The sequence below is a fragment of the Flavobacterium flavigenum genome (assembly GCF_027111255.2).
GTDB classification, from domain to species: domain Bacteria; phylum Bacteroidota; class Bacteroidia; order Flavobacteriales; family Flavobacteriaceae; genus Flavobacterium; species Flavobacterium flavigenum.
This window is the reverse complement of the sequence record NZ_CP114285.2, coordinates 3,355,159-3,378,070: the sequence shown is the minus strand read 5'-3', so window position 1 is coordinate 3,378,070 and position 22,912 is coordinate 3,355,159. Positions and strand designations below refer to the sequence as shown.

The following is a 22,912-nucleotide window of genomic DNA, read 5'->3' as shown; positions in this document are numbered from 1 at the left end:
GCTGTATTCCCGATAACAAAAACTACGGCTAAAAAGCCTTGTTTTTCTAAATCGGGAGATGCCGCTTCCATCAGGGCTAAAAACCTCCTCGACCATGAAAAAACTTTTATGCTGTTTCATTATCCTTTCATCAGCAATGGTGTTGGCGCAGACCAAAGTAAAAGACACCATCACCCGAAGAGCAAATATCAACTATGCTCAGAAAGGCAATTCGGTAACTTTTAAACCCGAAACACCGCCTTTAATCCCAATTGCAGGTGCGCCAAAACCTAGTTATTCCTACTTATGGGAAATGGGCGACGGGCATTACAGCAAACAGGCAGAGCCGAAACACGTTTATAAAAACAAAGGAAATTATACTGCCAGACTTGCCGTAACCAACAATTATGATAACGGAAAACCTCCGGCAACCCGCCCTAAAAAAGTAGCTGTAAACGACATTACCGACACAGATTATAAAGACATCGCCTCCATCGCTGACCAAAATGGATTCGCTATTATAAAAAACTGTGACCCGATTCCGGATCAGGAAATGGTAGTCGTAGTTAGTTATCAAAATCTGGAAAATTATGTTGCCAATGGAAAGCTCTATCTTTTTTACAACGAAAAACAATTCAAAAACAACAATTTCGAACTCGTTGATTTCAGAACGCATGCCGGAGAACGTGAAGTAAAAGAAAATATGATTGCTTCAGTCGATGATCTTGACGACACAAACTCCTATGTCGCTTCTGCAGAAAACACTGTAAAATTCAAAAAATATAAAAACACGACCACAGAAGAAGATTTAGAAGCCAGCTTAAAAGAAGCACATACACTTTATCATAATGTTTCGATTCTGGAATTTGACGATGCCAATCCAAACGAAACACGCAATGTTTTTTATACTTTCAAAACAACACCTGAAATGATCAAAGATACCAGCGCAACGGTTACCATGCGTGGGATTTTTGTACCCAACCGCAGTTTTAAAAATCATAAAGTCAAAAACCTCGAAATGGAAATCTTAACCTCTCACGACCCCAACAAAATGGGTTCAAACGGGAGTTTTATGAATTACAGGCTGGTACGGTTTAAAAGAGTAAAATTCAAAACCCGTTTTCAAAACAATGGCGAAGGTCCTGCTCGAAAAATCCGTTTAGAAACCGATATCCCGGATATGTTTGACAAAAAAACATTCCAGATCGAAAATATGTATCCCGAATGCCCAATTTGTCCAAAAGGCGAAGAGCCAACCGTAAGCTGTCTCGACACCATCATTACAAAAAAACAAATCATTTTTACATTTAAGAATATTTATCTTCCGGGAACTGAGCAAAAAAACGTTCAGGAAAAAGACAGTACCAAAGGTTTTGTTCGTTATTCGATGAAATTCAGTGAAGACTTTCATAAAGTAAAAACCAAAAGCCGGACATCTATTATTTTCGATAAAAATGAACCTATCATAACCAATTACGCCGTTACCCGATTTTTACCCGGAATCTCGATCGGCGCAAAAGCTGGATATAATTTATATTCAGACTTAGACAAATCAACCAGTTATTTTGTGGGCGCTACTATTTCACCTTTCAAATCATATCGTTTTTACTGGCAGGCAGAATGGGTTAATGCTCTAAATAAATATAACAGCGCAGTCAATATTACAACGGCATTTGACACCAATGCAAACGGAACAAGGCGATTAATACGTACCACCACTACAACTGAAAATAAAAACGTCAACTGGGAAGTTCCTGTTTTGATTCGGTACAACATTAATAATTATATCGGAGTCGGAGCCGGAATTCAGGCTAATATCAATGTGGCATCCCAACAGCATCAGGATATAAAAATAGAAACTTTTGAAAATGAAAAAGAAAATCTTTTAATAGATACAAAAATAACAAACAACACCATAAAAAACTCCTTTGCAGATTTTAAAACTGGCATTCTATTTGACCTAACAGCAGGTTTTGCCAGAATCGGCCCGAGTTTAGGAGCGCGTTATGTGATCAACTTCGAACAGGATTTTAATTATTTTCAGGTGTATGGGATTTGGAGGTTTTAAATATTTCCACCATATAAGTGATTTAAGTAAATTTAAGTTTTTTAAATTCAAAAAGATATAACACATAAGCTTATATGATTTATTTTAGTATACCAACAACTATAATATGAACTTATATCACTTATATGGTTTAATCTTTCTTTTTGTTAACCTGAATGTTTTTGGGCAAAATCCCGAAGACAAAATTTACAATGCAATTGATGTTTTTGTTGCAAACCCTTCTGAAAAAGCATTACAAAATTTAACGAATGCAGAAAACACTTTCTGGAAAAATCAAAAACCAAAAACCAAAGACGAATTGCTATCCATTGTAGTTTTAAACTGCAACAAAGCCTATTACCAGAATCAATTTGGTCAGACACACCATGCAATTTCAAGTTATGAAAAAGCCTGGCAATTCTATCAGAAATATAAACTTAAAGATTACGATATTATTGAATACTGCCTTAAGCCTTTAGGCAATTTATACACTGTTTTGGGAGATTATGACAGCGCCGAAAATACTATAAAACAGTATTATTTTATTGCTGAAACTGAGAAAAACCAATCACAAAAAATAGCAGCAATCCTTAATTTATCAAACGTTTATCAGAGTTCTGGAAAAATTTCAATGGCAATTGAACTTTTGGAAAATACTTTAAAAACTAAAAAATTGTCAAACGAACTAAAAGGAATTTTACTGAATAATCTTGGGAATAATTATTTACTAAGCTCTGACGGAAATTTATTATTTCCCGGAACAAAAGAAAAAGCCGAAAAAGCATTTGAATCTTCAATAAAATTTCTTCAAAAAGAGAAAGATCAATTCGAAACTTTATCCAATTCTTATCGAAATCTTGCTACGTTTAATCGCCAAAGACGAAACTTCGAAACAGCAAGTTCTTATCTGGAAAAAGCCGAAAAACTATTTTTAAAAACTCCTGACCATCAGCCGAGAAAACTGGCTAAACTTTATTATGAAAAAGCTCTGATTCTATTTGATGAAAGAAAATATGAAGAAAGTTCAAACCAAATTATGGTTGTTTTTAAAACTTTAATTCCTGATTACAATTCAAAGAACAGTCTCCCAAATAAAAATCAATTGTACGCAGAAACAGTTTTAGTTGATGCTCTTGATTTAAAAGGAGAAATTTTAAACATAAATCAACCCAAAAAAGCACTGGAAGCTTTTGCTCTTTCATTTTATATTGAAGATTTACTCATGAACGGTTTGGTTTACGAAAACTCCAAAATCCTGATGCAATTGCGATCCAGAAACCGGACTGAAAAATGTATTTCGATTTATAATAATTTATATGAAAAAGAAGGAAAAGCTGAATATCTGGAACAAGCTTTTCAATTATCTGAACGAACCAAAGCCGGAATTTTAAAAAGTTATCGTTCGAATATTAAAAACGCTTCCGCAGCAGAAAAACAGCTTTTGCAGCAATTTCAAAATCTGAATAACGCCATTTTAAAAGAACAGCAAAAAGGGGATTTAGCCGATATTTCAAAAATAAATCAGTTCATTAAAAAACAAAATGAATCGATGCTTTCCCTAAAGAAAATTCAGGCTGAAAATGCAGATTACATACCGGAAAATTATGAATTAAAATCATTGTTTAAGAAATTAGAAAATGACAAAGCCGTGATGGTTTATTATTTTATGGGTGCTGAAAAATTGTATTATTTTACTTTGCAACATAATCGGATTTCATTAAAAAGAGTTCCAATTGGAGACGGAAAAATAACTGATATTCTTTTTTTTCTGGATTATTTCAATGATGCCAATGCAATTATAAATGATATTTCGGGTTATAATCGTTCCGGAAATAATGTTTACAATCTATTACAATTGCCTGGTAATTCGGTTTATCAAAACCTAATCATTGTTCCGGATGGCATTTTGAATTTTCTTCCGTTTGAGGCATTGATTACACGCAAATCAAATACAACAAATTTTGCCAAAATGCATTATTTGCTCAATGATTTTAAAATTGCCTATAATAATTCGGCAAACATGTATGTGAATTCAAAACCCATTCCAAAATCAGAAAAAACCGTTTTGGGTGTTTTTCCTGTATTCGAAAAAACAGCTTTTGAATTGGCTTATTCGAAGAAAGAATTAGAATCTATCCGCATTAATTTTAAAGGAAAATATTTAGAAAATTCAGAAGCCAGCTTTGCAAATTTTAAACAAAATGCTACTAATTATTCGATTCTGCATCTAAGCACACATGCTTCATCTGGCGATATTGAAACTCCGGCAAGCATCAAATTTTATGATCGGGAAGTTTTATATTCAGAATTGTACAACCTGAATATCAATCCGGATTTAATGGTTTTAAGTGCATGTGAAACCGGAATAGGAAAACTCTATAAAGCTGAAGGAGCCATGAGTGTTGCAAGGGGGTTTCAGTTTGCAGGAGCGCAGAATCTGTTGTTTTCTTTATGGAAAGTAAACGATTACACCACTTCGGTTTTTATGACTGATTTTTATAAAAACATCCAAAACAAACAAACTTATTTTGAAGCCAATACAAATGCCAAACTTGATTTCTTAAATGATAAATCGATTCCGAATGCTAAAAAATCGCCTTATTACTGGAGTTCGTTTGTGTATTACGGTTCGGTTTCCACAGAAGAAAATGTTTCAAATTATATCGTTTACATCATTAGTTTATTGACTGTAATTGGTTTATTTTTGGTTTTCAATCATTATCGAAAATGGAAAATCTTCATGAAGTTCTCAAAAAAGAGAAATACAAAAAAATAAAATTCAAAATCATCAAAACGCAGCATTTACTGATTAAGGCAAAGATCAACGGCGTTTCGGGAAATTTCATTTTAGATACCGGTGCTTCCAATTCCTGCGTCGGATTTGAAAGTATTGAGCGATTTGAATTAACTTCTAAAAAATCTAAAACTAAAGCTGCCGGTGCAGGCGGAACCGGAATGAAAACACAAATTTCAAAACAAAATTTAGTACAGATTGGTTCCTGGAAAAACAATGATTTTGGTATCGTAATTTTTGACCTTTCACATGTCAACGAAGCATTAACGCAATACAAAGCAAAACCGGTTCATGGCATAATTGGCGCTGATGTTTTATTGGAAGGAAAAGCGATTATTGATTATTATAATCATTATTTGTATTTGAAATAGAAAGTAAAAACCTTCATTTCTCATAGTTAAAGAACAAGTATATTATTTAATCATTTTCTTTTTTCCTTGAAATGGGAATCTTTAGCATTTCCCAATGCCCATAAAATTCCACCGGTAAGATGCTGTATATATACAGGATCTGAATAATCTTTACTATCATGCCCCAAAGCCGTGTAAAACACTCTGGCACCTTCAAATTCATGAAACCAGGCCAATGGAAAGTAATCCCCAAAAATACGCCCCGGATAAACACCTTTTTCACTATCATTCACAGTTCGCAGATCAGCAGCCAATACTACATGAATATTTGGATTGAGTTCATCCATATAGTAACATTCATCTTCCTTTTTCCAAACTTCGGGAAGTTTTGAAGTCGCAGGATGATTTTTATCAATCACTTTTATTTCGAAAGACTGAAAAGCCGGGTGTTTTTTAAATTTCCCTCCTACTAACTCTGCATACCAAGGCCAGGAACGTTCAGAATCAGAAGCACTATGAATCCCTACAAATGCGCCTCCCCGCTGGATATAAGCTGCAAATGCCTGCTTTTGTTCTTCTGTATCAAAAATATCATTACACGTATTCGAAAAAACAAGACAGCTGTACTTTGCTAAATTTTCGATAGTCATCACCGAAGGATCATCTGAAACATCCACAATTAAATTATTTGCCTCGCCAATTTTCTTTAAAGCCTCTACACTGGCTGCAATATTTTTATGCACATACCCTTTTCCGTTTTTCGTATAAACCAATATGCGTTTTTTGACTGGCGGATTTGCAGAAACAAAATTCAGACCCAATATAATGGTAAGTAGTATTAGTTTTATTTTCATATTCAGATATTTATGTTCCGAATATAAAAAGAAAACCCCAAATGATGAAAATCAAATGGGGTTTTATAATTGAAAGGATTATTAATTACAACTCCAATGCTCTTTTAGCATCACCATTCATCAATAATTCTACCGGGTTTTCTAAAGCTTCTTTAACCGCAACCAAGAAACCAACAGACTCACGTCCATCGATGATTCTGTGGTCGTAAGAAAGTGCTACGTACATCATTGGGTGAATTTCAACTTTACCGTTTACAGCAATTGGACGCTCGATAATGTTGTGCATTCCTAAAATTCCTGACTGTGGAGGGTTGATAATTGGAGTAGACAACATAGAACCAAATACACCACCATTAGTGATTGTGAAAGTTCCACCCGTCATATCGTCAACTGTAATTTGACCGTCACGAGCTCTTAAAGCCAATCTTTTGATTTCAGCTTCAATTCCACGGAAAGTCAATAACTCAGCATTACGAACAACAGGAACCATCAAACCTTTTGGTCCAGAAACTGCGATAGAGATATCAGCAAAATCATAAGCGATTTTGTAGTCACCATCCATCATAGAGTTAACATCTGGATATAATTGTAAAGCTCTTGTAACTGCTTTTGTAAAGAAAGACATAAAACCTAATCCTAATCCACCGTGTTTAGCTTTGAAAGCATCTTTGTATTCGTTACGAATTTGGTTGATTGGCGTCATGTTTACTTCGTTGAAAGTAGTAAGCATAGCCGTTTCGTTTTTAGCTGAAACCAGTCTTTCTGCTACTTTACGACGTAACATTGATAATTTTGTACGTTCAGTCCCACGGCTTCCACCAGTTGGAGTTCCCATAGAAGGTACTGCATTTACAGCATCATCTTTAGTGATTCTTCCACCTTTACCAGTTCCTGAAACTGATGCAGGAGCAATATTTTTCTCGTCTAAAATTTTTCTTGCTGCCGGAGATGGAGTTCCTGCTGCATAGCTTGTTGCTGCCGATGCCTGAACTGGCTCAGCTTTTGGAGCTTCTGCTTTTACTTCTGCTTTTGGAGCTTCAGCCTTAGGAGCCTCAGCTGCTGGTGCAGCTGCAGAACCAGATGGTTTTGCTGCATCAGTATCGATTAAACAAACTACAGCACCTACTGCTACTGTATCACCTTCTTCAGCTTTTAGTGTAATTACACCGCTCATTTCAGCAGGCAATTCAAGAGTAGCTTTATCTGAATCAACTTCAGCAATCGCCTGATCTTTTTCTACATAATCTCCGTCTTTTACTAACCAAGTTGCAATTTCAACTTCTTTTATTGATTCCCCTGGTGATGGGACTTTCATTTCTAAAATCATCTTTGTTTTTGTTTAAGGTTTTTATGGTTTCAATCCCGAAGCTATCGGGAGTGAAACTTGAAACATTCTTTTTATCTAAATAAATCTTTATCGAATACCATTCTGATTGCATCTGCATGGCGACGTTTTGCACGTGTGTAGCTTCCTGCAGCCGGAGCAGAATATGCTTTTAATGAAGCCAGTCTCCATTTTACAAGATCAAAGTTCATTAACATAAAGCTGTAAGCTCCCATGTTTTTAGGCTCTTCCTGTGCCCAAACGTAATCATCTGCTTTTGGATATTTTGCAATGATTTCTTTGATCTGCTCAGCAGGGAAAGGGAATAATTGCTCGATACGAACAACTGCAACATCATTTCTTCCGTTATTTTCTCTTTCAGCAACAATATCATAGTAGAATTTACCTGTACAGAAAACTAAAGTTTTAACTTTCTTTTTATCTACTGTATTGTCATCGATAGTTTCCTGGAAGCTTCCATTTGCTAATTCATCTACTGAAGAAACACATCTTGGGTCACGCAACAAACTTTTTGGAGAGAAAACTACTAAAGGCTTACGGAAGTCCGTTTTCATTTGTCTTCTCAACAAGTGGAAAAAGTTGGCAGGAGTAGTACAATCTGCTACATACATATTGTGTCTTGCACAAAGCTGTAAATAACGCTCCATTCTTGCAGAAGAGTGCTCTGCTCCCTGACCTTCGTATCCGTGAGGCAATAATAAAACAATACCGTTTTGGTTGTTCCATTTATCTTCTCCACAAGAAATATACTGGTCGATCATAATTTGTGCTCCGTTAGAGAAATCTCCAAATTGTGCTTCCCAGATTGTTAAGGCATTCGGGTTTGCTAATGCATAACCGTAATCAAATCCTAAAACTCCGTATTCTGATAAAAGTGAATTGAATACGCCAAAGTTTCCTTTTTTGTTTTCGATGCTGTTCAATAAAATTACCTCTTCTTCAGAATCTTCTACTTTTACAACCGCATGACGATGTGAGAATGTACCACGCTCCACATCCTGACCCGAAATTCTAACATCAAATCCTTCAGTTAAAAGAGAACCGTAAGCTAATGCTTCTGCTGTTCCCCAGTCTAAAGTATTGTTATCATATCCAGCCTTTCTGTCAGATACAATCTTGTTGATTTTATTGATGAATTTTTTATCAGAAGGTAAAGTTGAAATAGTATTGATAATAGAATCCAAAACTTTTTTATCGAAAGTAGTATCTACTTTTTTCAACATCACATCATCAGACACCTGTTGGAATCCTTTCCATTCATTTTGCATAAATGGTGTAATGATTGTCAACGCCTTTTTACGGGATGCTTCTAAATTTTGTTCAAGGTCTGATTTGTATTCTTTTTCAATTGTGTTTACATAATTAGCATCAATAACTCTTTCTGATAAAAGCTTTTCAGCATAAATATCTCTTGGATTTTGATGTTTTGCAATGATTTTATATAAAACCGGCTGTGTAAAACGAGGCTCATCACCTTCGTTATGACCGTATTTTCTGTATCCTAATAAATCGATAAATACGTCACGTCCAAATTCCATTCTGTAATCTAATGCAAAAGATACTGCGTGAACAACAGCCTCAGCATCATCAGCATTTACGTGTAATACAGGCGAAAGCGTTACTTTGGCAACGTCTGTACAATAAGTAGAAGAACGTGCATCTAAATAATTGGTAGTAAATCCAACCTGATTATTGATTACGATATGAATGGTACCTCCGGTTTTGTAACCGTCTAATTGTGCCATTTGAATGATTTCATACAGTAAACCCTGTCCTGCAATTGCAGCATCACCGTGAACGGCAATTGGTAATACTTTTGAGAAATCGTCTGCGTAATATTTATCTTGTTTTGCTCTTGTGATTCCTTCAATTACAGCTCCAACCGTTTCTAAGTGCGAAGGATTTGGTGCCAAATTGATGTTGATGCTTTTTCCTGATCTTGTTTTTTTGTCGGCAGTAAGCCCTAAGTGGTATTTTACATCACCATCAAAGTATTCCTGATCGTAATCTTTACCATCAAATTCGCTAAAGATATCCTGAGTTGATTTTCCGAAGATGTTTGCCAAAACATTCAAACGACCACGGTGAGCCATACCCATTACGAATTGTTCCACTCCTTTTTCAGCCGCTTTTTCGATCAAAGCATCCAAAGCCGGGATAATAGTTTCACCACCTTCTAATGAAAATCGTTTTTGACCTACATATTTAGTATGCAAAAAGTTCTCGAAAGAAACGGCTTCATTTAATTTATTAAGGATCGTTTGTTTTTCCTCTGTTGAGAAATTAGGCTGATTGTTGTTCACACCCAATTTATCCTGAATCCATTTTACAACACCAGGGTTCCTGATGTACATATATTCAACACCAATATGCTGACAGTAAATTGCTTTAAGGCGGGTAATGATATCCTGCAGAGAGCAAGGAGCAACACCAATAACCTTTGCAGCGTCAAAAACCGTAGAAAGATCAGCAGTTGTTAGTCCGAAGTTTTCAATATCCAAAGTTGGCGATGAAGTTCTGCGATCACGAACCGGATTTGTTTTAGTAAACAAATGACCACGTGTACGGTAGCCATCAATTAATTTTAAAACGTTAAATTCTTTTTGTAATTTTTCAGAAACTTTACTGTAATCTGTGTTGTCGTTAGTCGTTACATACTCAACGATTGTTTGCACAGGATTTTCATCATTATAAGTTGTTTGTCCAAAGTCAAAGCCCTGAAAAAAACTTCTCCAGCTTGGCTCAACGCTGTCTGGGTTTACTAAATATTGATCGTATAATTGTGCAAAAAACTCGGTATGCGCTGCATTTAAAAATGAAAACCTATCCATAATATTTGAGTGAATATACTTTTTGTTATATAGAATGGCAAAAGTACAACAAACGATATTATTTAAATGATTTTTTTACGTACTTTTACGTAAAAATTTGTTAAAAATAGCGCAAACTATGAAGAATATTCATCTTTCAATCGTTTTCAAATCATTTTTTGTGATTTTGATTAGCCTATTTTCAAATCTTATAATTGCGCAGGAAGAAAATAATGTAATCGATAACAATCATCAGTTTTGGAATAAAGTACAATTTGGTGGCGGACTAGGTCTTGGATTTGGTTCAGGATATACAGATATTTCTGTAATGCCAAGTGCCATTTACAACATTAACGAAATTGTAGCTGTTGGTGCCGGACTGCAGTTTGGTTATCTTTCTTCTAAAAATTACTACAGTTCCTATGTCTATGGAGGAAGCATTATAGGCTTAGTAAATCCAATTCCTGAAGTTCAGTTCTCTGCCGAACTGGAACAGGTACGTGTAAATACAAATTATAAGGCGACTACTATGAATACTGCTTTTTCCGACAATTACTGGAATACGGCTTTGTTTTTAGGGGCCGGTTACAGATCCGGAAGCGTAACTATAGGCGGTCGTTATGATGTTCTATTCAACAGCAAAAGAAGCCTTTACGGATCTGCATTTATGCCTTTTGTGAGGGTGTATTTTTAAGGTTTTGATTTGTTTAATTAAAATTCATAATAATGATTAAAATAAATTATAAAATTCAATTTGTACTTTTTACCATTTGCTTATTTTTTATTGGATTAGGCATGTTTCAAACGATCGACCAAGGATTAAAAACCGGTATTGATCTTTTTTGGCAAATTTCTCACTTTGTTCCATTTATTATGGGAGCAATTATTTTTGGTGCTAACATATTCACTAAACGCATTGAAAAATTCAGATAGGTAATTATAGTATTATGATAACTGAATAACTTACTTGTAAAAATTTCGAAACCAAACTTTCTGCCATTCTCTCTTCAAAATCAAAAAAGAAACCTGTTCTGCGAGGATAATTAAATCTGATCCGTCGAGTTGTTTAATTTCATTTTCCGGAACATCAATAATGTAGAGCAAATTCAGATATTCAGCAAATTTGTACTGAATCATTCTGTATATTTTTTCGTGAAGCTGGATTTTTAATTCCTTCGGAGTGATGCTTAGCGGAAAATCAATTCCCTCGTTTGCCAGATTAAAATCTTTATTGAGCTGCTCAATCAAGTTCAGGTATAAAGAATCCTTTTGAGCTTCTTCAAATAATAAATCGGCATTTAACGGCGAAACATACATAGTTTATACAATTTCAAAATTCAATTTCAATGGCAAAAATCAATGGTAATCTCAAAGATCAAATTCAATTTCAATAGCAATCTCAAAAATCAATTCAATAACAATCAATATTGGGATTTTATAGTTTTTAATTTCCAATAATCTACAATTTTAGATAAGATGACATCTCCGCCCGCATAGAAAAATACAGCTCCCATTGGCGGATTAGCTGCAGGAATTAATCCAAAGGTTTTTGGCACCCATTTCCAGCATTGAAAATATGTTCCGCCTAGCTCAATAAATATAACACAAAGGGCGATGAAATAATATAAATTCTGCCATTTTTTTCGCTTTAAAATCAAAAAGAAAAAAACTCCGAAGATCAATGAAAAAACATCTTTAAGAAATATTCCAACGGCTAAAAACAGTAACGCAAATCCAACTGCAAAATATTTTCGAAGCAGATTATCATTTTTGAGCGCCCATTGTGTATGGGCAAAAACATAACCGGAAGCATAAACAATGGCGTGACCGAAAGGAACATATAATGGAATAACGGTTGTTCTGTAATGATACATTCCAAGTAAAGTACAAAAAATCACTTCTCCTATATAAGACAAAAAAACCATTACAAACATTAGTCTCCTTAAATAAGAACCGAAAACCCAAAAAAAGAAAGAAAAATAAAGTATAGCTAAAATATTTGTAATTTGTCGCCCGTCAAAATAATTTTCTTCAAATGCAACACTGTCAATTCCTAAAGCAAAAAGGGTAAAAAAAGGAAAACATGCCGCAAAAAAAAGCTGCATTTTCGCATTACTATTTCTGTCGGTAAAAAAATTATTTATTAAAGCATCCATAATTTGAATATTAAACCTTTCTGCCCATTAGATTTTCGCCAAAAGTCTTCAGGATCTTTTTCTTTTCTGTGCTGATATCCATTTTTTCAAGTGTTTCAAAAGCTTTAAAAGTGTACATTTCTATCGCTTTTTGAGTAGCTTCCGATGCACCCGATTCGTTAAAAATCGCTTTGGCCTTTTCTATTTTATCAGCGTTGTCCTCCAATTGCAAAGTGAATAAACTCTGCAATTCTGCCGCTTTTTCAGAAGCAGAAAACTCTATTGCTTTTAAGTACAAATAGGTTTTTTTGTTTTCGATAATATCTCCTCCTACTTGTTTTCCAAAAGTTTCAGGATCTCCAAAAGCATCTAAATAATCATCCTGCAGCTGAAAGGCCAATCCTAAGTTAAGTCCGAAATCATAAATCAAATCGGCTTCTTTTCCAGAAGTTTTGGCTACAATTGCACCCATTTTCATAGCAGCCGCAACCAAAACAGCTGTTTTATACTCAATCATTTTCAGATATTCAGGAATAGTAACATCTGAACGTGATTCAAAATCTACATCCCATTGCTGGCCTTCACAAACTTCGAGCGCTGTTTTACTGAAAAGCTTTGCTAAATCCCTGAAGATTTCCGGCTCGTATTGCTCAAAGTATTGATAAGCAAGGATAAGCATTGCATCTCCGGATAGAATTCCTGTATTAAGGTTCCATTTCTCATGCACTGTTTCTTTTCCTCTTCGCAAAGGTGCATCATCCATAATATCATCATGAACCAAAGAGAAGTTATGAAAAACTTCTACCGCCATTGCAGCCGGAAGTGCTGTTTTATAATCGGCATCAAAAACTTCTGCTGCCATTAAAGTTAGTACCGGACGCATCCGTTTGCCCCCAAGTCCCAAAATATATTCAATAGGTTCATAAAGGTTTTTAGGCTCTTTGCTAATGTTTTGGCTTTTTAGATAATTAATAAAAAAATCCTGGTACTGGCTAATATGGTGCATAAAAATGAAAATCTGATTACGAGCCCAAAGATACAATTCAAATGTGAAATTATGGTCTAAAATTTAATTGCTCGAAATGATTTTAATCTGATGTTTTCATACTCCTCTCGCTCTCTTAAAATTATTTTAAAAAAACATGGAAACTTTTTTGGTGTTTTAAGTTTCCTGTTTATATTTGCACACGGAAACTGAAAACACTATTTAAGTTTCCAAAAGATTTTAAGCAAGCATAAACTCAACAAAATCAAAAATATATGAAAACAACATGGACCGTAGATTCTAGCCAGTCAGATGTTTTAATAAAAATGAGGCATTCGATAATTGCTTATTTGGGAGGAAACGCAAACAAGTTTGATGGCTATGTAAATATCGAGGATAATGAAATTGAAGATGCTTCTGTTGAATTTTCTTTAGACATAAATAACAAGAATGACAGTTTTCAACAAATTGATTCTCACTTACAGTTAAATGATCTTTTTAACGTGAATGAGCATCCGATTATTAGTTTCAAATCGACCTCTTTTCAAAAAGTAAATAATAATATCAATTTCTTTAAAGGTGATTTAACCATAAAAGATGTGACCAAAGTAGTAGAGCTTGATGCAGAGTTTATTGGTGTCAATACTTATAATGGGGAGAAAAAAGTAGCTTTTGAAATTAAAGGGGATATTAAACGCCAGGATTTTGGTTTAGACTATAATTCCTATAACCACAATGGAGGATTAGCGTTAGGAAAAGACATCAAACTTATTGCAAACTTAGAATTCAGCATATAAATCTTACGAAATGAATAAGGGAATGTAAAATAATTACGAATATATTGGACAGTTTTTTCTTAACTTTAGTTTCCTGAATATATTTGTAATGAAAGAGAAAATTAATAATGAAAGAGAAAATCATATCAAAAGCAAGTGAGCTATTTTTAAAACTAGGTTTTAAAAGTGTCACAATGGATGATATCGCAGGTGAAATGTGCATTTCAAAAAAAACGATTTACAAATACTTTTGTAATAAAGAGATTTTAATAGAAGAAAGCACAACTTTAGTTCATAAACAGGTACATGAAATCATTGATACGATTGTAGCTAAAAACAATAATGCAATTCAGGAGAATTTTGAGATCCGTGAAATGTTTTGCGAAATGTTTACAAACAGTATGGATTCGTCTCCCATTTATCAGCTTAAAAAACATTATCCTGAAATTTACCATAAAGTTATGACTCAGGAAATAGAACAATGCAGCCAATGGTTTAGAGAAAATATTGAAAAAGGAATTCGTGAAAACTTATACAGGGCAGACCTGAATATTGATGTATATGTACGGTTTTATTATACTTTAATTTTTCATATTAATGAAACAACAGTATCAGACAAAGAATCGCAAAAATTAGAATTAGAGGCCTTAGAATATCACACCAGAGCAATGTCAACACCATTAGGAATTGCAGAATTAGAAAAACAACTTAAAAAAATTATTACTTAATCATCAATCTATATGAAAAGAATCGTTCTAATATTTTTGTGCAGTGTTGGCCTCTCCGCCAATGCACAAGTCAAGACACTAACCCTAAAAGACGCTCTTACCTACGCTCTTCAAAATAAAGCAGAAGCTAAGAAATCTAAATTGCAGGTTGAAAACAGTGAGTATAAAATTCAGGAAATACGTTCAAGAGCACTGCCACAAATCTCTGCAAACGGAAATTTGACTTACAATCCTATTTTGCAGTTAAATGCTTTACCTGGAGATTTTTTTGGCGCTCCAGGAACTACACTTTTAGCGCCATTAGGCCAAAAATGGACTTCTACTGCAGGACTTTCTTTAACTCAGGCAATTTTTGATCAGTCTGTATTTACAGGACTGAGGGCCGCCCGTTCGACACGTGAATTTTATCAGATAAATGATCAGCTGACAGAAGAACAGGTAATTGAAAGAGTAGCCAACAATTATTATACTGTTTATGTTCAAAGAGACCTTTTAACTTTATTAGACAGTACATATGCCAATACTACTAAAGTTCGCGATATTGTAAAAGGACAATTTGACAATGGTTTGGCCAAGAAAATTGATTTAGACCGTATCATTGTAAAATTATCAAACATTGATACAGAGCGTCAACAAGTTAAGAATCAGGTTGAGTTACAGGAAAATGCTTTAAAGTTTTATATGGGTATGCCAATTGAAACCAAAATCGAAATTCCTTCAGAAGAATTTGAAGCTACATCGGCAGCATTGACTGAAACTCCTAATGTAGAAAACAGAACAGAATATCTTCTTTTGAAAAAACAAGAAGAATTACTTGTATTCAATAAGAAAGCTGTTGAAGCCGGATATTATCCTACACTTTCACTAACTGCAGGTTACAACTATATTGGTCAGGGACCTGAAATGCCTTGGTTTAAAAAGCCTAAAGACGGGGTTTACTGGTCTGATTATTCTGCTATAGGATTAAATCTACATATTCCGATTTTTACCGGTTTTGGTACCCGTGCGAAAGTGAGACAGGCTGATGTTGAAATCAGAACACTACAGGAAGACATGAAAGACACTAAACTTTCTCTTGACCTGGATTATAGAAATGCGATGACGCAAATCAATAATAATCTTGTGACTATTGAGAACCAAAAAGAAAATATGCGACTTGCAAGTGAAATTTTAAGCAATACCAAAAACAATTACTTACAGGGATTAGCATCATTAACTGACTTATTAGATGCAGAAAATGCAAATCAGGAAGCTCAGAATAATTACAGCAGAGCAGTTTTAAATTATAAAATTGCCGAAATATCTCTAATCAAATCAAAAGGCGAACTAAAAACTCTTATTAAATAACTAATTACAATGAAGAAAATAATTATAACAATCGTAATCATAGCCGTAGCTTTTGTCGGGATTAGCTACCTTTTAAATAAAAATAAAACAGAAAATGAGGCTAAAACTGCTATTGTGGCACAAAAAAATGCTGCTGTTTCTGTAAAAGTAGCGACAGTTAAAACAGAAGATGTAAATCTGGGTTTTACGGCCAACGGAAACTTTGAGCCTATTCAGGAATTGACTTTCTCTGCTGAAAAATCCGGAAAAGTAATCCGTGTTTTAGTAAAAGAAGGTGACTATGTAAGAGTTGGCCAGACTTTACTAACTATGAGAGGCGATGTGATTAATGTGAGTGCACAACAGGCTCAGGCAGTTTACCAAAATGCAAAATCTGATTACAGCAGATATGAAAATGCTTTTAAAACCGGTGGTGTTACAAAACAACAATTAGATCAGGCAAAATTAGCTTTAACAAATGCTGAATCTAATTTAAAACAAGCAAATATTAATGTTGGTGACACAAAAGTAAAAGCACCAATCAACGGATTCATCAATAAAAAATATATTGAACCGGGATCTATCTTAACTGGTATGCCTGCAACTGCATTATTTGATATTGTAAATACATCCAAATTAAAACTGACTGTTGCTGTAAATGAAAGTCAGGTTGCAAGTTTAAAATTAGGAAACACAGTTAACATTACCGCAAGTGTTTATCCTGACAAAAATTTCTCCGGAAAAATTACTTTCATTGCTTCAAAAGCAGATGCTTCTTTAAACTTTCCTGTTGAAATCGAAATTACAAATAATTCAAATAACGATTTAAAAGCGGGTATGTACGGAACAGCAAATTTTGGTGGTAACAACCAAAAACAAAACCTGAAAATTGTTCCAAGAAATGCTTTCGTAGGAAGTGTAAGCAGCAACCAAATATTTGTGGTTGAAAACAATGTTGCCAAATTGAAAAAAGTCGTAGCCGGCAGAATCTTAGGTGATAAAGTTGAAATTATCGATGGATTAAATGATGGGGAAACCGTAATAGTAACGGGACAAATTAACTTACAAGACGGAAATACAGTAGAAATTATTAAGTAAGAGTAATTAGTGATTAAGTTGATTAGTACTTAGTTGCTAGTCCTTAGAAATTAAATAATATTAAACTAGGGTCTAATAACTAAAGACTAAAAAGGACTAGGGACTAAAAAACTAAAGACTTTAAAAAAAAACATATGAAATTAGCCGAAATATCCATAAAACGTCCGTCGTTAGTAATTGTATTGTTTACAATTCTGATTTTAGGTGGATTGTTCAGCTACAGCCAGTTAGGCTATGAGCTGATCCCGAAATTTGAAACCAACGTTATTACGGTTTCTACTGTATATCCTGGAGCTTCGCCAAGTGAGGTTGAAAATACAGTAACAAAAAAGATTGAAGATGCGATTGCATCATTAGAAAATATCAAGAAAATCGATTCAAAATCATATGAGTCACTTTCTGTAGTGTCGATTACATTGCTTTCTACTGCTAACGTAGATATTTCGATGAATGATGCGCAGCGTAAAATTAATGCGATTTTGAGTGATCTTCCAGATGATGCCGATCCGCCGTCGTTAACTAAATTCTCTTTGAGTGATTTACCAATTATGACGCTTGGTGCAAATGGTAAAATGGATGAGGCTGCTTTTTACGATTTGATCGATAAAAAGATTGCACCCGTTTTATCTCGTGTACAAGGTGTGGCGCAGGTAAATATTATTGGTGGTCAGGAGCGTGAGATTCAGGTAAACCTTGATGCAGTAAAGATGCAAGGCTACGGACTTTCTGTTCCTCAGGTACAACAGACCATTTTGACTTCAAACCTGGATTTCCCAACGGGTAACATTCAAACTAGAAATCAAAAAATCTTAATCCGTTTAGCGGGTAAATATAAAAACGTTGAAGAATTAAGAAACTTAGTAGTTTCTTCTCAAAACGGAATCCAGGTTCGTTTAGGCGATATTGCTGACGTTCAGGATACACAAAAAATCGCGGAGAAAATTGCGCGTGTAGACCAAAAAAGTGCGATTGTACTTCAAATTGTAAAACAATCAGATGCGAATGCCGTAGCAGTAAGCGAGCAGTTGGTTAAAACAATTAAGACATTAGAACAAGATTATAAAAAATCCAGTTTAAAACTTGATATTGCAAAAGACAGTACCATATTTACTCTTGAAGCAGCAGACTCCGTTGTACACGATTTATTAATAGCGGTTATTCTGGTAGCATTTGTAATGTTGTTCTTCCTGCACAGTATTAGAAACTCGTTGATCGTAATGATTTCTATTCCTGCCTCCTTGATTGCAACATTTATCGGAATCTATTTATTAGGTTATACGCTTAACTTAATGTCATTACTTGGTTTATCTCTTGTTGTTGGTATTCTTGTGGATGATGCGATTGTGGTATTAGAAAACATTTACCGACACATGGAGATGGGTAAAAGCCGAATTCGTGCATCGTATGATGGTACTGCAGAAATTGGCGGTACAGTAACTTCGATTACATTGGTAATTGTGGTGGTGTTCCTGCCGATTGCAATGAGTACAGGTTTGGTATCGAACATTATTACACAATTCTGTGTTACGGTAATTATCTCTACAATGTTCTCATTATTGGCTTCATTTACTATTATTCCGTGGTTGTCTTCTCGTTTTGGAAAACTGGAGCATATTGAAGGTAAAAACCTTTTCGGAAGAATCATCCTTGGATTTGAAAGCTACTTAACTCGTTTTACTGACTGGGTTTCAAATTTATTGAACTGGTGTTTAGATCACTACTTTAAAACAATCGGAATTGTATTAGTCCTGTTTTTCGGATCTATCTTCTGGTTAATGGGAGGTGGTTACATCGGAGGAGAATTCTTCGCATCATCTGATAGTGGTGAGTTCTTAGTACAAATCGAGATGCCAAAAGACGCTTCATTAGAGCAGACCAACTTTATGACGCAAAAAGCAGAAGCTTTCTTAAAAGGAGAGAAATATGTTTTCAGCCAGATTACAACGGTAGGACAAACCAGTGAAGGTTTAGGTGCAGCGCAGGCAACAGCTTATAAAGCTGAGATCGATGTTAAAATGATCGAGCAAAAAGATCGTACAGACGATGCAAACGTTTATGCTGCGAAGACAAAGCGTAAGCTTGAAAAAATATTAGTTGGAGCAAAAGTTAAAACAGTTCCAGTAGGTATTTTAGGTACAGCAGAAGATGCTACTTTAGGTTTGATCGTAACAGGTCCAAACGTAGAAAGCGCTATGAAATTTGCAAAAATGGCAGAAGCTGAGTTGCGTACCATTCCAGGAACAACTGAGATTAAATTAACAGTTGAAGACGGAAACCCTGAAATTAACGTAAAAGTAGACCGTGATAAAATGGCTGCTTTAGGACTAACACTTCAAACTGTTGGTTTAACCATGCAGACAGCTTATAGTGGAAATACTGACGGTAAATTTAGAGCTGGCGAATACGAATACGACATCAATATCAAATACAACGAATTTGACAGAAAAAATATCACAGACGTTAGTAACTTGATTTTCATCAACAATGCAGGGCAACAAATTAAATTAAACCAATTTGCTACTATTACTGAAGGTTCAGGACCAAGTAAATTAGAGCGTAGAGATAAAACAGCTTCTGTAACCGTACAAGGTCAGAACGTTGGGGTGCCGGCGGGAACAATCGTTACACAATGGCAGGAAAAACTAGACAAACTGCAAAAACCAACCGGAGTAAATTATATCTGGGGAGGTGACCAGGAGAACCAATCTGAAGGTTTTGGTACTTTAGGAATTGCATTATTGGCGGCTATTATTTTGGTTTACCTTGTAATGGTTGGTCTTTACGACAGTTTCGTTCACCCGTTTGTGGTATTGTTCGCGATTCCGCTTTCGTTTATTGGGGTTTTATTTGCACTGGCATTAACAAACAATACATTAAATATCTTTACCATTTTAGGGGTCATCATGTTGATTGGTCTGGTGTGTAAGAATGCGATCATGCTTGTCGATTATACCAACCAGCGAAGAGCTGCCGGAGAATCGATTAGAAGAGCATTGATCCAGGCAAACCACGCGCGTTTACGTCCGATCCTGATGACAACAATTGCGATGGTATTTGGTATGTTCCCAATTGCATTAGCATCCGGAGCAGGAGCTGAGTGGAAAAACGGACTTGCATGGGTAATTATAGGAGGATTAATTTCTTCGTTATTCTTAACCTTAATTGTAGTTCCGGTTATCTACCAGATCATGGAAGGTATTATGAGAAGATTATCTAAAGGAGATAAAATTGATTACGAAGCTGAAATGGTAGCTGATTATGAGCACACCGAATTAAGCGAAGACGGTTTTAACCCTAAACATACGCATTAATTAATTGTTGATTTGATTTAAACCTGAAAAACCTGTTCATTCATTTGAGCAGGTTTTTTGCATTTATATGCTTTTGTTTTTATTTCTTATTTGGAATAAATAAAAATAATTTGTTTTGTGTTATTTCAAAACTTAAATTTGCTGCATAAAATTTCAGATTATGGTAACAATAGCAAGTCTTATCGTTTTTTTAGCTTTTTATACCTTGTATTTTACTTCTAAAAGAGCTGCTTTATCCTATGATTTAGGTTTTGAAAAATGGATGCAGAAAAACCCAAAACAAACTAAAATTACCGGATTACTTTTGCTTATAACTGCCTACTTTTTTTGGCTATTTACAGCCTCTCTGTGTTGTGGAACCTTGCTTTTTTTAATTCAGTTAATGGTAATAGGAAGCCTGATTGTGATATTAACTCCGCTAAAAAAAATAAGTCGAATAACATTACTGATTTTTTTCATAACTGCAATCTTACTAGAAATTTATTACACTTAAACCATGCCTGCAAATCCTAAATACTTAACACAGTCAAAATGGCAACGGTTTGCTAAAATTACTGCCGCTATTCTGGGCGGTTATTTTGTTTCGGTTACTTTTCACCTCGCTTTAGCTTCCTGGTTCAATAGGGCAAATATCCTTATTACAATGGCTTTTAGTGGCTTTATTCTTTGGGTAGCACTGATGGTAATTGCTTTTTTAGCCAAAAACGGATGGAAAATATGGATGGTTTACATACTCCTTTCACTCATTTTCTCTCTTTTAATATATCTGGGACAAACCTATAATACAACCGCACAATAACAGATGAGTAATCGTAATTATAATATTTATTTCCATACGCACACCGTTAGCGGAATCGTTATCAGTGTTGTTCTTTTTGTGATTTTCTTTGCCGGATCCTTTTCTTTCTTCAGGGACGAAATAATCAATTGGGAAAAAAATGAATCAGTTTCTATTTCACGCGAAATTGATTTAAACTATGATGCTGCGTTAAAAAAACTGGACAAAGAGTATATTCTCCAAGGACGAAATATTACCATTTCTAAACATAGTAACGAAAGACGGGTTAATATTTCTTTAGAAGGAACCAAAGATAGTCTGGCCCAAGCAAAACAAAAAGAAGGAAGTTTTTTTTATTTAGATACCAAAAACTATAAAACATCAACCTACGAAGAGTCCTATTCTCTTGGAGAGTTTTTATATCGTTTGCATTTCCTTGCACAGATTCCTTATCCTGTCGGATATTATCTTTCGGGTTTCATTGCGCTGTTTTTCTTATTTGCAATAGTAACAGGCGTTTTACTACACTGGAAAAAAATTGTTTCGAATTTTTATGTTTTTCGTCCAAAAGAAAAGCTTAAAACATTATGGACAGATGCCCATACAGCATTAGGAATGATCGGATTGCCTTTTCAGTTTGTCTATGCCGTAACCGGTGCTTTTTTCATGATTAAGCTTTTAATCGTTGCGCCGGCTGTAATGGCTCTTTATAAAGGAGATCAGGACAAATTATACAAAGAACTTGAATATACAGATCCTGAATTTAAGTTTGAGAATAAAAAATTGACAGTTCCTTTTAGTATCAATGAGTTAGTTTCTAAAGCGAAAAGCAACTGGAAGGATTTTGAAATCAACCGTGTGATGATTCAGAACTATGGCGATGCTAATATGCATCTTCTGGTTGAAGGTGAATTGTTAAGCACCAAAAAATTTACCGGAAACGGAAAAGTAGTTTACCGTATTGCTGATGGAAAAGAAATTGCAAGGAAAAATCCTGAAACACAAAACCATTATTTAGATGTTGTCAAAAATGTTTTATACCGGATACATTTTGGTGATTATGGTGGTTATGCATTGAAAATAGTAAGCTTTGCTTTAGGAATTATAACCTGCTTCGTGATTATTTCAGGAGTTATGATTTGGTTAATTGCGAGGGATAAAAAAAATATGCCTGAGAAGAAACGCCGTTTCAACGAAAGGGTTGTATGTATTTATCTGGCTATTTGCTTGAGTATGTATCCGATTACTGCATTGGCATTCATTGCATCTAAATTATTTTATCCTTTAACTCAGTCTAATTTATACAGTATTTATTTTATTGGATGGCTCTTACTTGCCCTCTTTTTTATTATCAAAAAGAATGATGCTTTTACTAACAAATGGTGCTTAATTTCAGGAAGTGTTTTAGGTTTTTTGATTCCGCTTACAAATGGAATCATTACCGGAAACTGGTTTTGGAATTCTTTCCTCCAAAACAAAATTCAGATTTTCTTTATTGATATTTTCTGGATTATTTTAGCATCAATTACACTATATGTTGCTTTTTCATTAAAATCAAAAAAGAATCAAATAGCAGAAATATAATAAAAAAGGAGA

General features: G+C 34.6%; 19 protein-coding genes. 13 read left to right on the top strand and 6 right to left on the bottom strand.

Annotated elements, in window-relative coordinates:
• Nucleotides 1-94: 94 nt before the first annotated feature.
• The 3 genes from OZP09_RS13920 (at nucleotide 95) to OZP09_RS13910 (ending at nucleotide 5,191) form a co-directional block, all read left to right on the top strand.
• Nucleotides 95-2,047 carry a DUF7849 domain-containing protein gene (locus OZP09_RS13920; protein ID WP_281309540.1) on the top strand — a complete coding sequence of 651 codons (1,953 nt, stop codon included), beginning with the start codon at nucleotides 95-97 and terminating at the stop codon, nucleotides 2,045-2,047.
• Nucleotides 2,048-2,153: 106 nt separating this feature from the next.
• Complete coding sequence (locus OZP09_RS13915; protein WP_281309539.1) at nucleotides 2,154-4,802, top strand: CHAT domain-containing protein; 2,649 nt, start codon at nucleotides 2,154-2,156, stop codon at nucleotides 4,800-4,802.
• Nucleotides 4,754-5,191: a retropepsin-like aspartic protease gene (locus OZP09_RS13910; RefSeq protein WP_269234345.1), complete on the top strand. Its 438-nt coding sequence runs from the start codon at nucleotides 4,754-4,756 to the stop codon at nucleotides 5,189-5,191. Before OZP09_RS13915 ends, OZP09_RS13910 begins: the two co-directional genes overlap by 49 nt.
• A 50-nt stretch (nucleotides 5,192-5,241) precedes the next feature.
• Here OZP09_RS13910 and OZP09_RS13905 read toward each other — a convergent pair whose 3' ends face one another.
• From OZP09_RS13905 to OZP09_RS13895, 3 genes are all read right to left on the bottom strand, one after another.
• Entirely contained in the window at nucleotides 5,242-6,024 is a 783-nt protein-coding gene (locus OZP09_RS13905; RefSeq protein ID WP_269234343.1) for a ThuA domain-containing protein, read from the bottom strand.
• A gap of 85 nt (nucleotides 6,025-6,109) precedes the next feature.
• Nucleotides 6,110-7,351 carry a 2-oxoglutarate dehydrogenase complex dihydrolipoyllysine-residue succinyltransferase gene (gene odhB / locus OZP09_RS13900; RefSeq protein WP_269234341.1) on the bottom strand — a complete coding sequence of 414 codons (1,242 nt, stop codon included), beginning with the start codon at nucleotides 7,349-7,351 and terminating at the stop codon, nucleotides 6,110-6,112.
• A 71-nt stretch (nucleotides 7,352-7,422) separates the two neighbouring features.
• Nucleotides 7,423-10,200, bottom strand: a complete 2,778-nt coding sequence (locus OZP09_RS13895) for a 2-oxoglutarate dehydrogenase E1 component (RefSeq protein WP_269234340.1) — start codon at nucleotides 10,198-10,200, stop codon at nucleotides 7,423-7,425.
• Nucleotides 10,201-10,318: 118 nt separating this feature from the next.
• Here OZP09_RS13895 and OZP09_RS13890 point away from each other — a divergent pair, with 118 nt between their 5' ends.
• The gene (locus OZP09_RS13890) at nucleotides 10,319-10,873 is read left to right on the top strand and encodes a hypothetical protein (RefSeq protein WP_269234339.1); all 555 of its coding nucleotides are present in this window, start codon (nucleotides 10,319-10,321) and stop codon (nucleotides 10,871-10,873) included.
• 32 nt (nucleotides 10,874-10,905) lie between these two features.
• On the top strand, nucleotides 10,906-11,112 hold the full coding sequence (locus OZP09_RS13885; RefSeq protein ID WP_269234337.1) for a hypothetical protein: 207 nt from the start codon (nucleotides 10,906-10,908) through the stop codon (nucleotides 11,110-11,112).
• Nucleotides 11,113-11,142: 30 nt separating this feature from the next.
• Here OZP09_RS13885 and OZP09_RS13880 read toward each other — a convergent pair whose 3' ends face one another.
• The 3 genes from OZP09_RS13880 to OZP09_RS13870 form a co-directional block, all read right to left on the bottom strand.
• Nucleotides 11,143-11,496 (bottom strand): hypothetical protein, encoded by a 354-nt coding sequence (locus tag OZP09_RS13880; RefSeq protein WP_269234336.1) that lies wholly within the window; start codon nucleotides 11,494-11,496, stop codon nucleotides 11,143-11,145.
• Nucleotides 11,497-11,600: 104 nt separating this feature from the next.
• Nucleotides 11,601-12,335, bottom strand: a complete 735-nt coding sequence (locus OZP09_RS13875) for a hypothetical protein (RefSeq protein WP_269234335.1) — start codon at nucleotides 12,333-12,335, stop codon at nucleotides 11,601-11,603.
• A gap of 10 nt (nucleotides 12,336-12,345) precedes the next feature.
• On the bottom strand, nucleotides 12,346-13,320 hold the full coding sequence (locus tag OZP09_RS13870; RefSeq protein ID WP_269234333.1) for a polyprenyl synthetase family protein: 975 nt from the start codon (nucleotides 13,318-13,320) through the stop codon (nucleotides 12,346-12,348).
• A gap of 254 nt (nucleotides 13,321-13,574) precedes the next feature.
• Between OZP09_RS13870 and OZP09_RS13865 the strand changes: the two genes are divergently transcribed.
• The 8 genes from OZP09_RS13865 (at nucleotide 13,575) to OZP09_RS13830 (ending at nucleotide 22,900) form a co-directional block, all read left to right on the top strand.
• Nucleotides 13,575-14,096 (top strand): YceI family protein, encoded by a 522-nt coding sequence (locus OZP09_RS13865; protein WP_269234332.1) that lies wholly within the window; start codon nucleotides 13,575-13,577, stop codon nucleotides 14,094-14,096.
• Nucleotides 14,097-14,203: 107 nt separating this feature from the next.
• Nucleotides 14,204-14,803 (top strand): TetR/AcrR family transcriptional regulator, encoded by a 600-nt coding sequence (locus OZP09_RS13860; protein ID WP_269234331.1) that lies wholly within the window; start codon nucleotides 14,204-14,206, stop codon nucleotides 14,801-14,803.
• A 12-nt stretch (nucleotides 14,804-14,815) separates the two neighbouring features.
• Nucleotides 14,816-16,150, top strand: coding sequence for a TolC family protein (locus tag OZP09_RS13855; protein ID WP_269234330.1), 1,335 nt, complete (start codon nucleotides 14,816-14,818; stop codon nucleotides 16,148-16,150).
• 9 nt (nucleotides 16,151-16,159) lie between these two features.
• A complete protein-coding gene (locus OZP09_RS13850; RefSeq protein ID WP_269234329.1) occupies nucleotides 16,160-17,227 on the top strand; it encodes an efflux RND transporter periplasmic adaptor subunit in 1,068 nt (355 codons plus the stop codon).
• A gap of 134 nt (nucleotides 17,228-17,361) precedes the next feature.
• Entirely contained in the window at nucleotides 17,362-20,538 is a 3,177-nt protein-coding gene (locus tag OZP09_RS13845; protein ID WP_269234328.1) for an efflux RND transporter permease subunit, read from the top strand.
• Between the two features lie 160 nt (nucleotides 20,539-20,698).
• Nucleotides 20,699-21,031, top strand: coding sequence for a hypothetical protein (locus tag OZP09_RS13840; RefSeq protein WP_269234327.1), 333 nt, complete (start codon nucleotides 20,699-20,701; stop codon nucleotides 21,029-21,031).
• 3 nt (nucleotides 21,032-21,034) lie between these two features.
• Nucleotides 21,035-21,337: a hypothetical protein gene (locus OZP09_RS13835; protein WP_269234326.1), complete on the top strand. Its 303-nt coding sequence runs from the start codon at nucleotides 21,035-21,037 to the stop codon at nucleotides 21,335-21,337.
• Nucleotides 21,338-21,340: 3 nt separating this feature from the next.
• Nucleotides 21,341-22,900 carry a PepSY-associated TM helix domain-containing protein gene (locus OZP09_RS13830; protein WP_281309538.1) on the top strand — a complete coding sequence of 520 codons (1,560 nt, stop codon included), beginning with the start codon at nucleotides 21,341-21,343 and terminating at the stop codon, nucleotides 22,898-22,900.
• Nucleotides 22,901-22,912 lie beyond the last annotated feature (12 nt).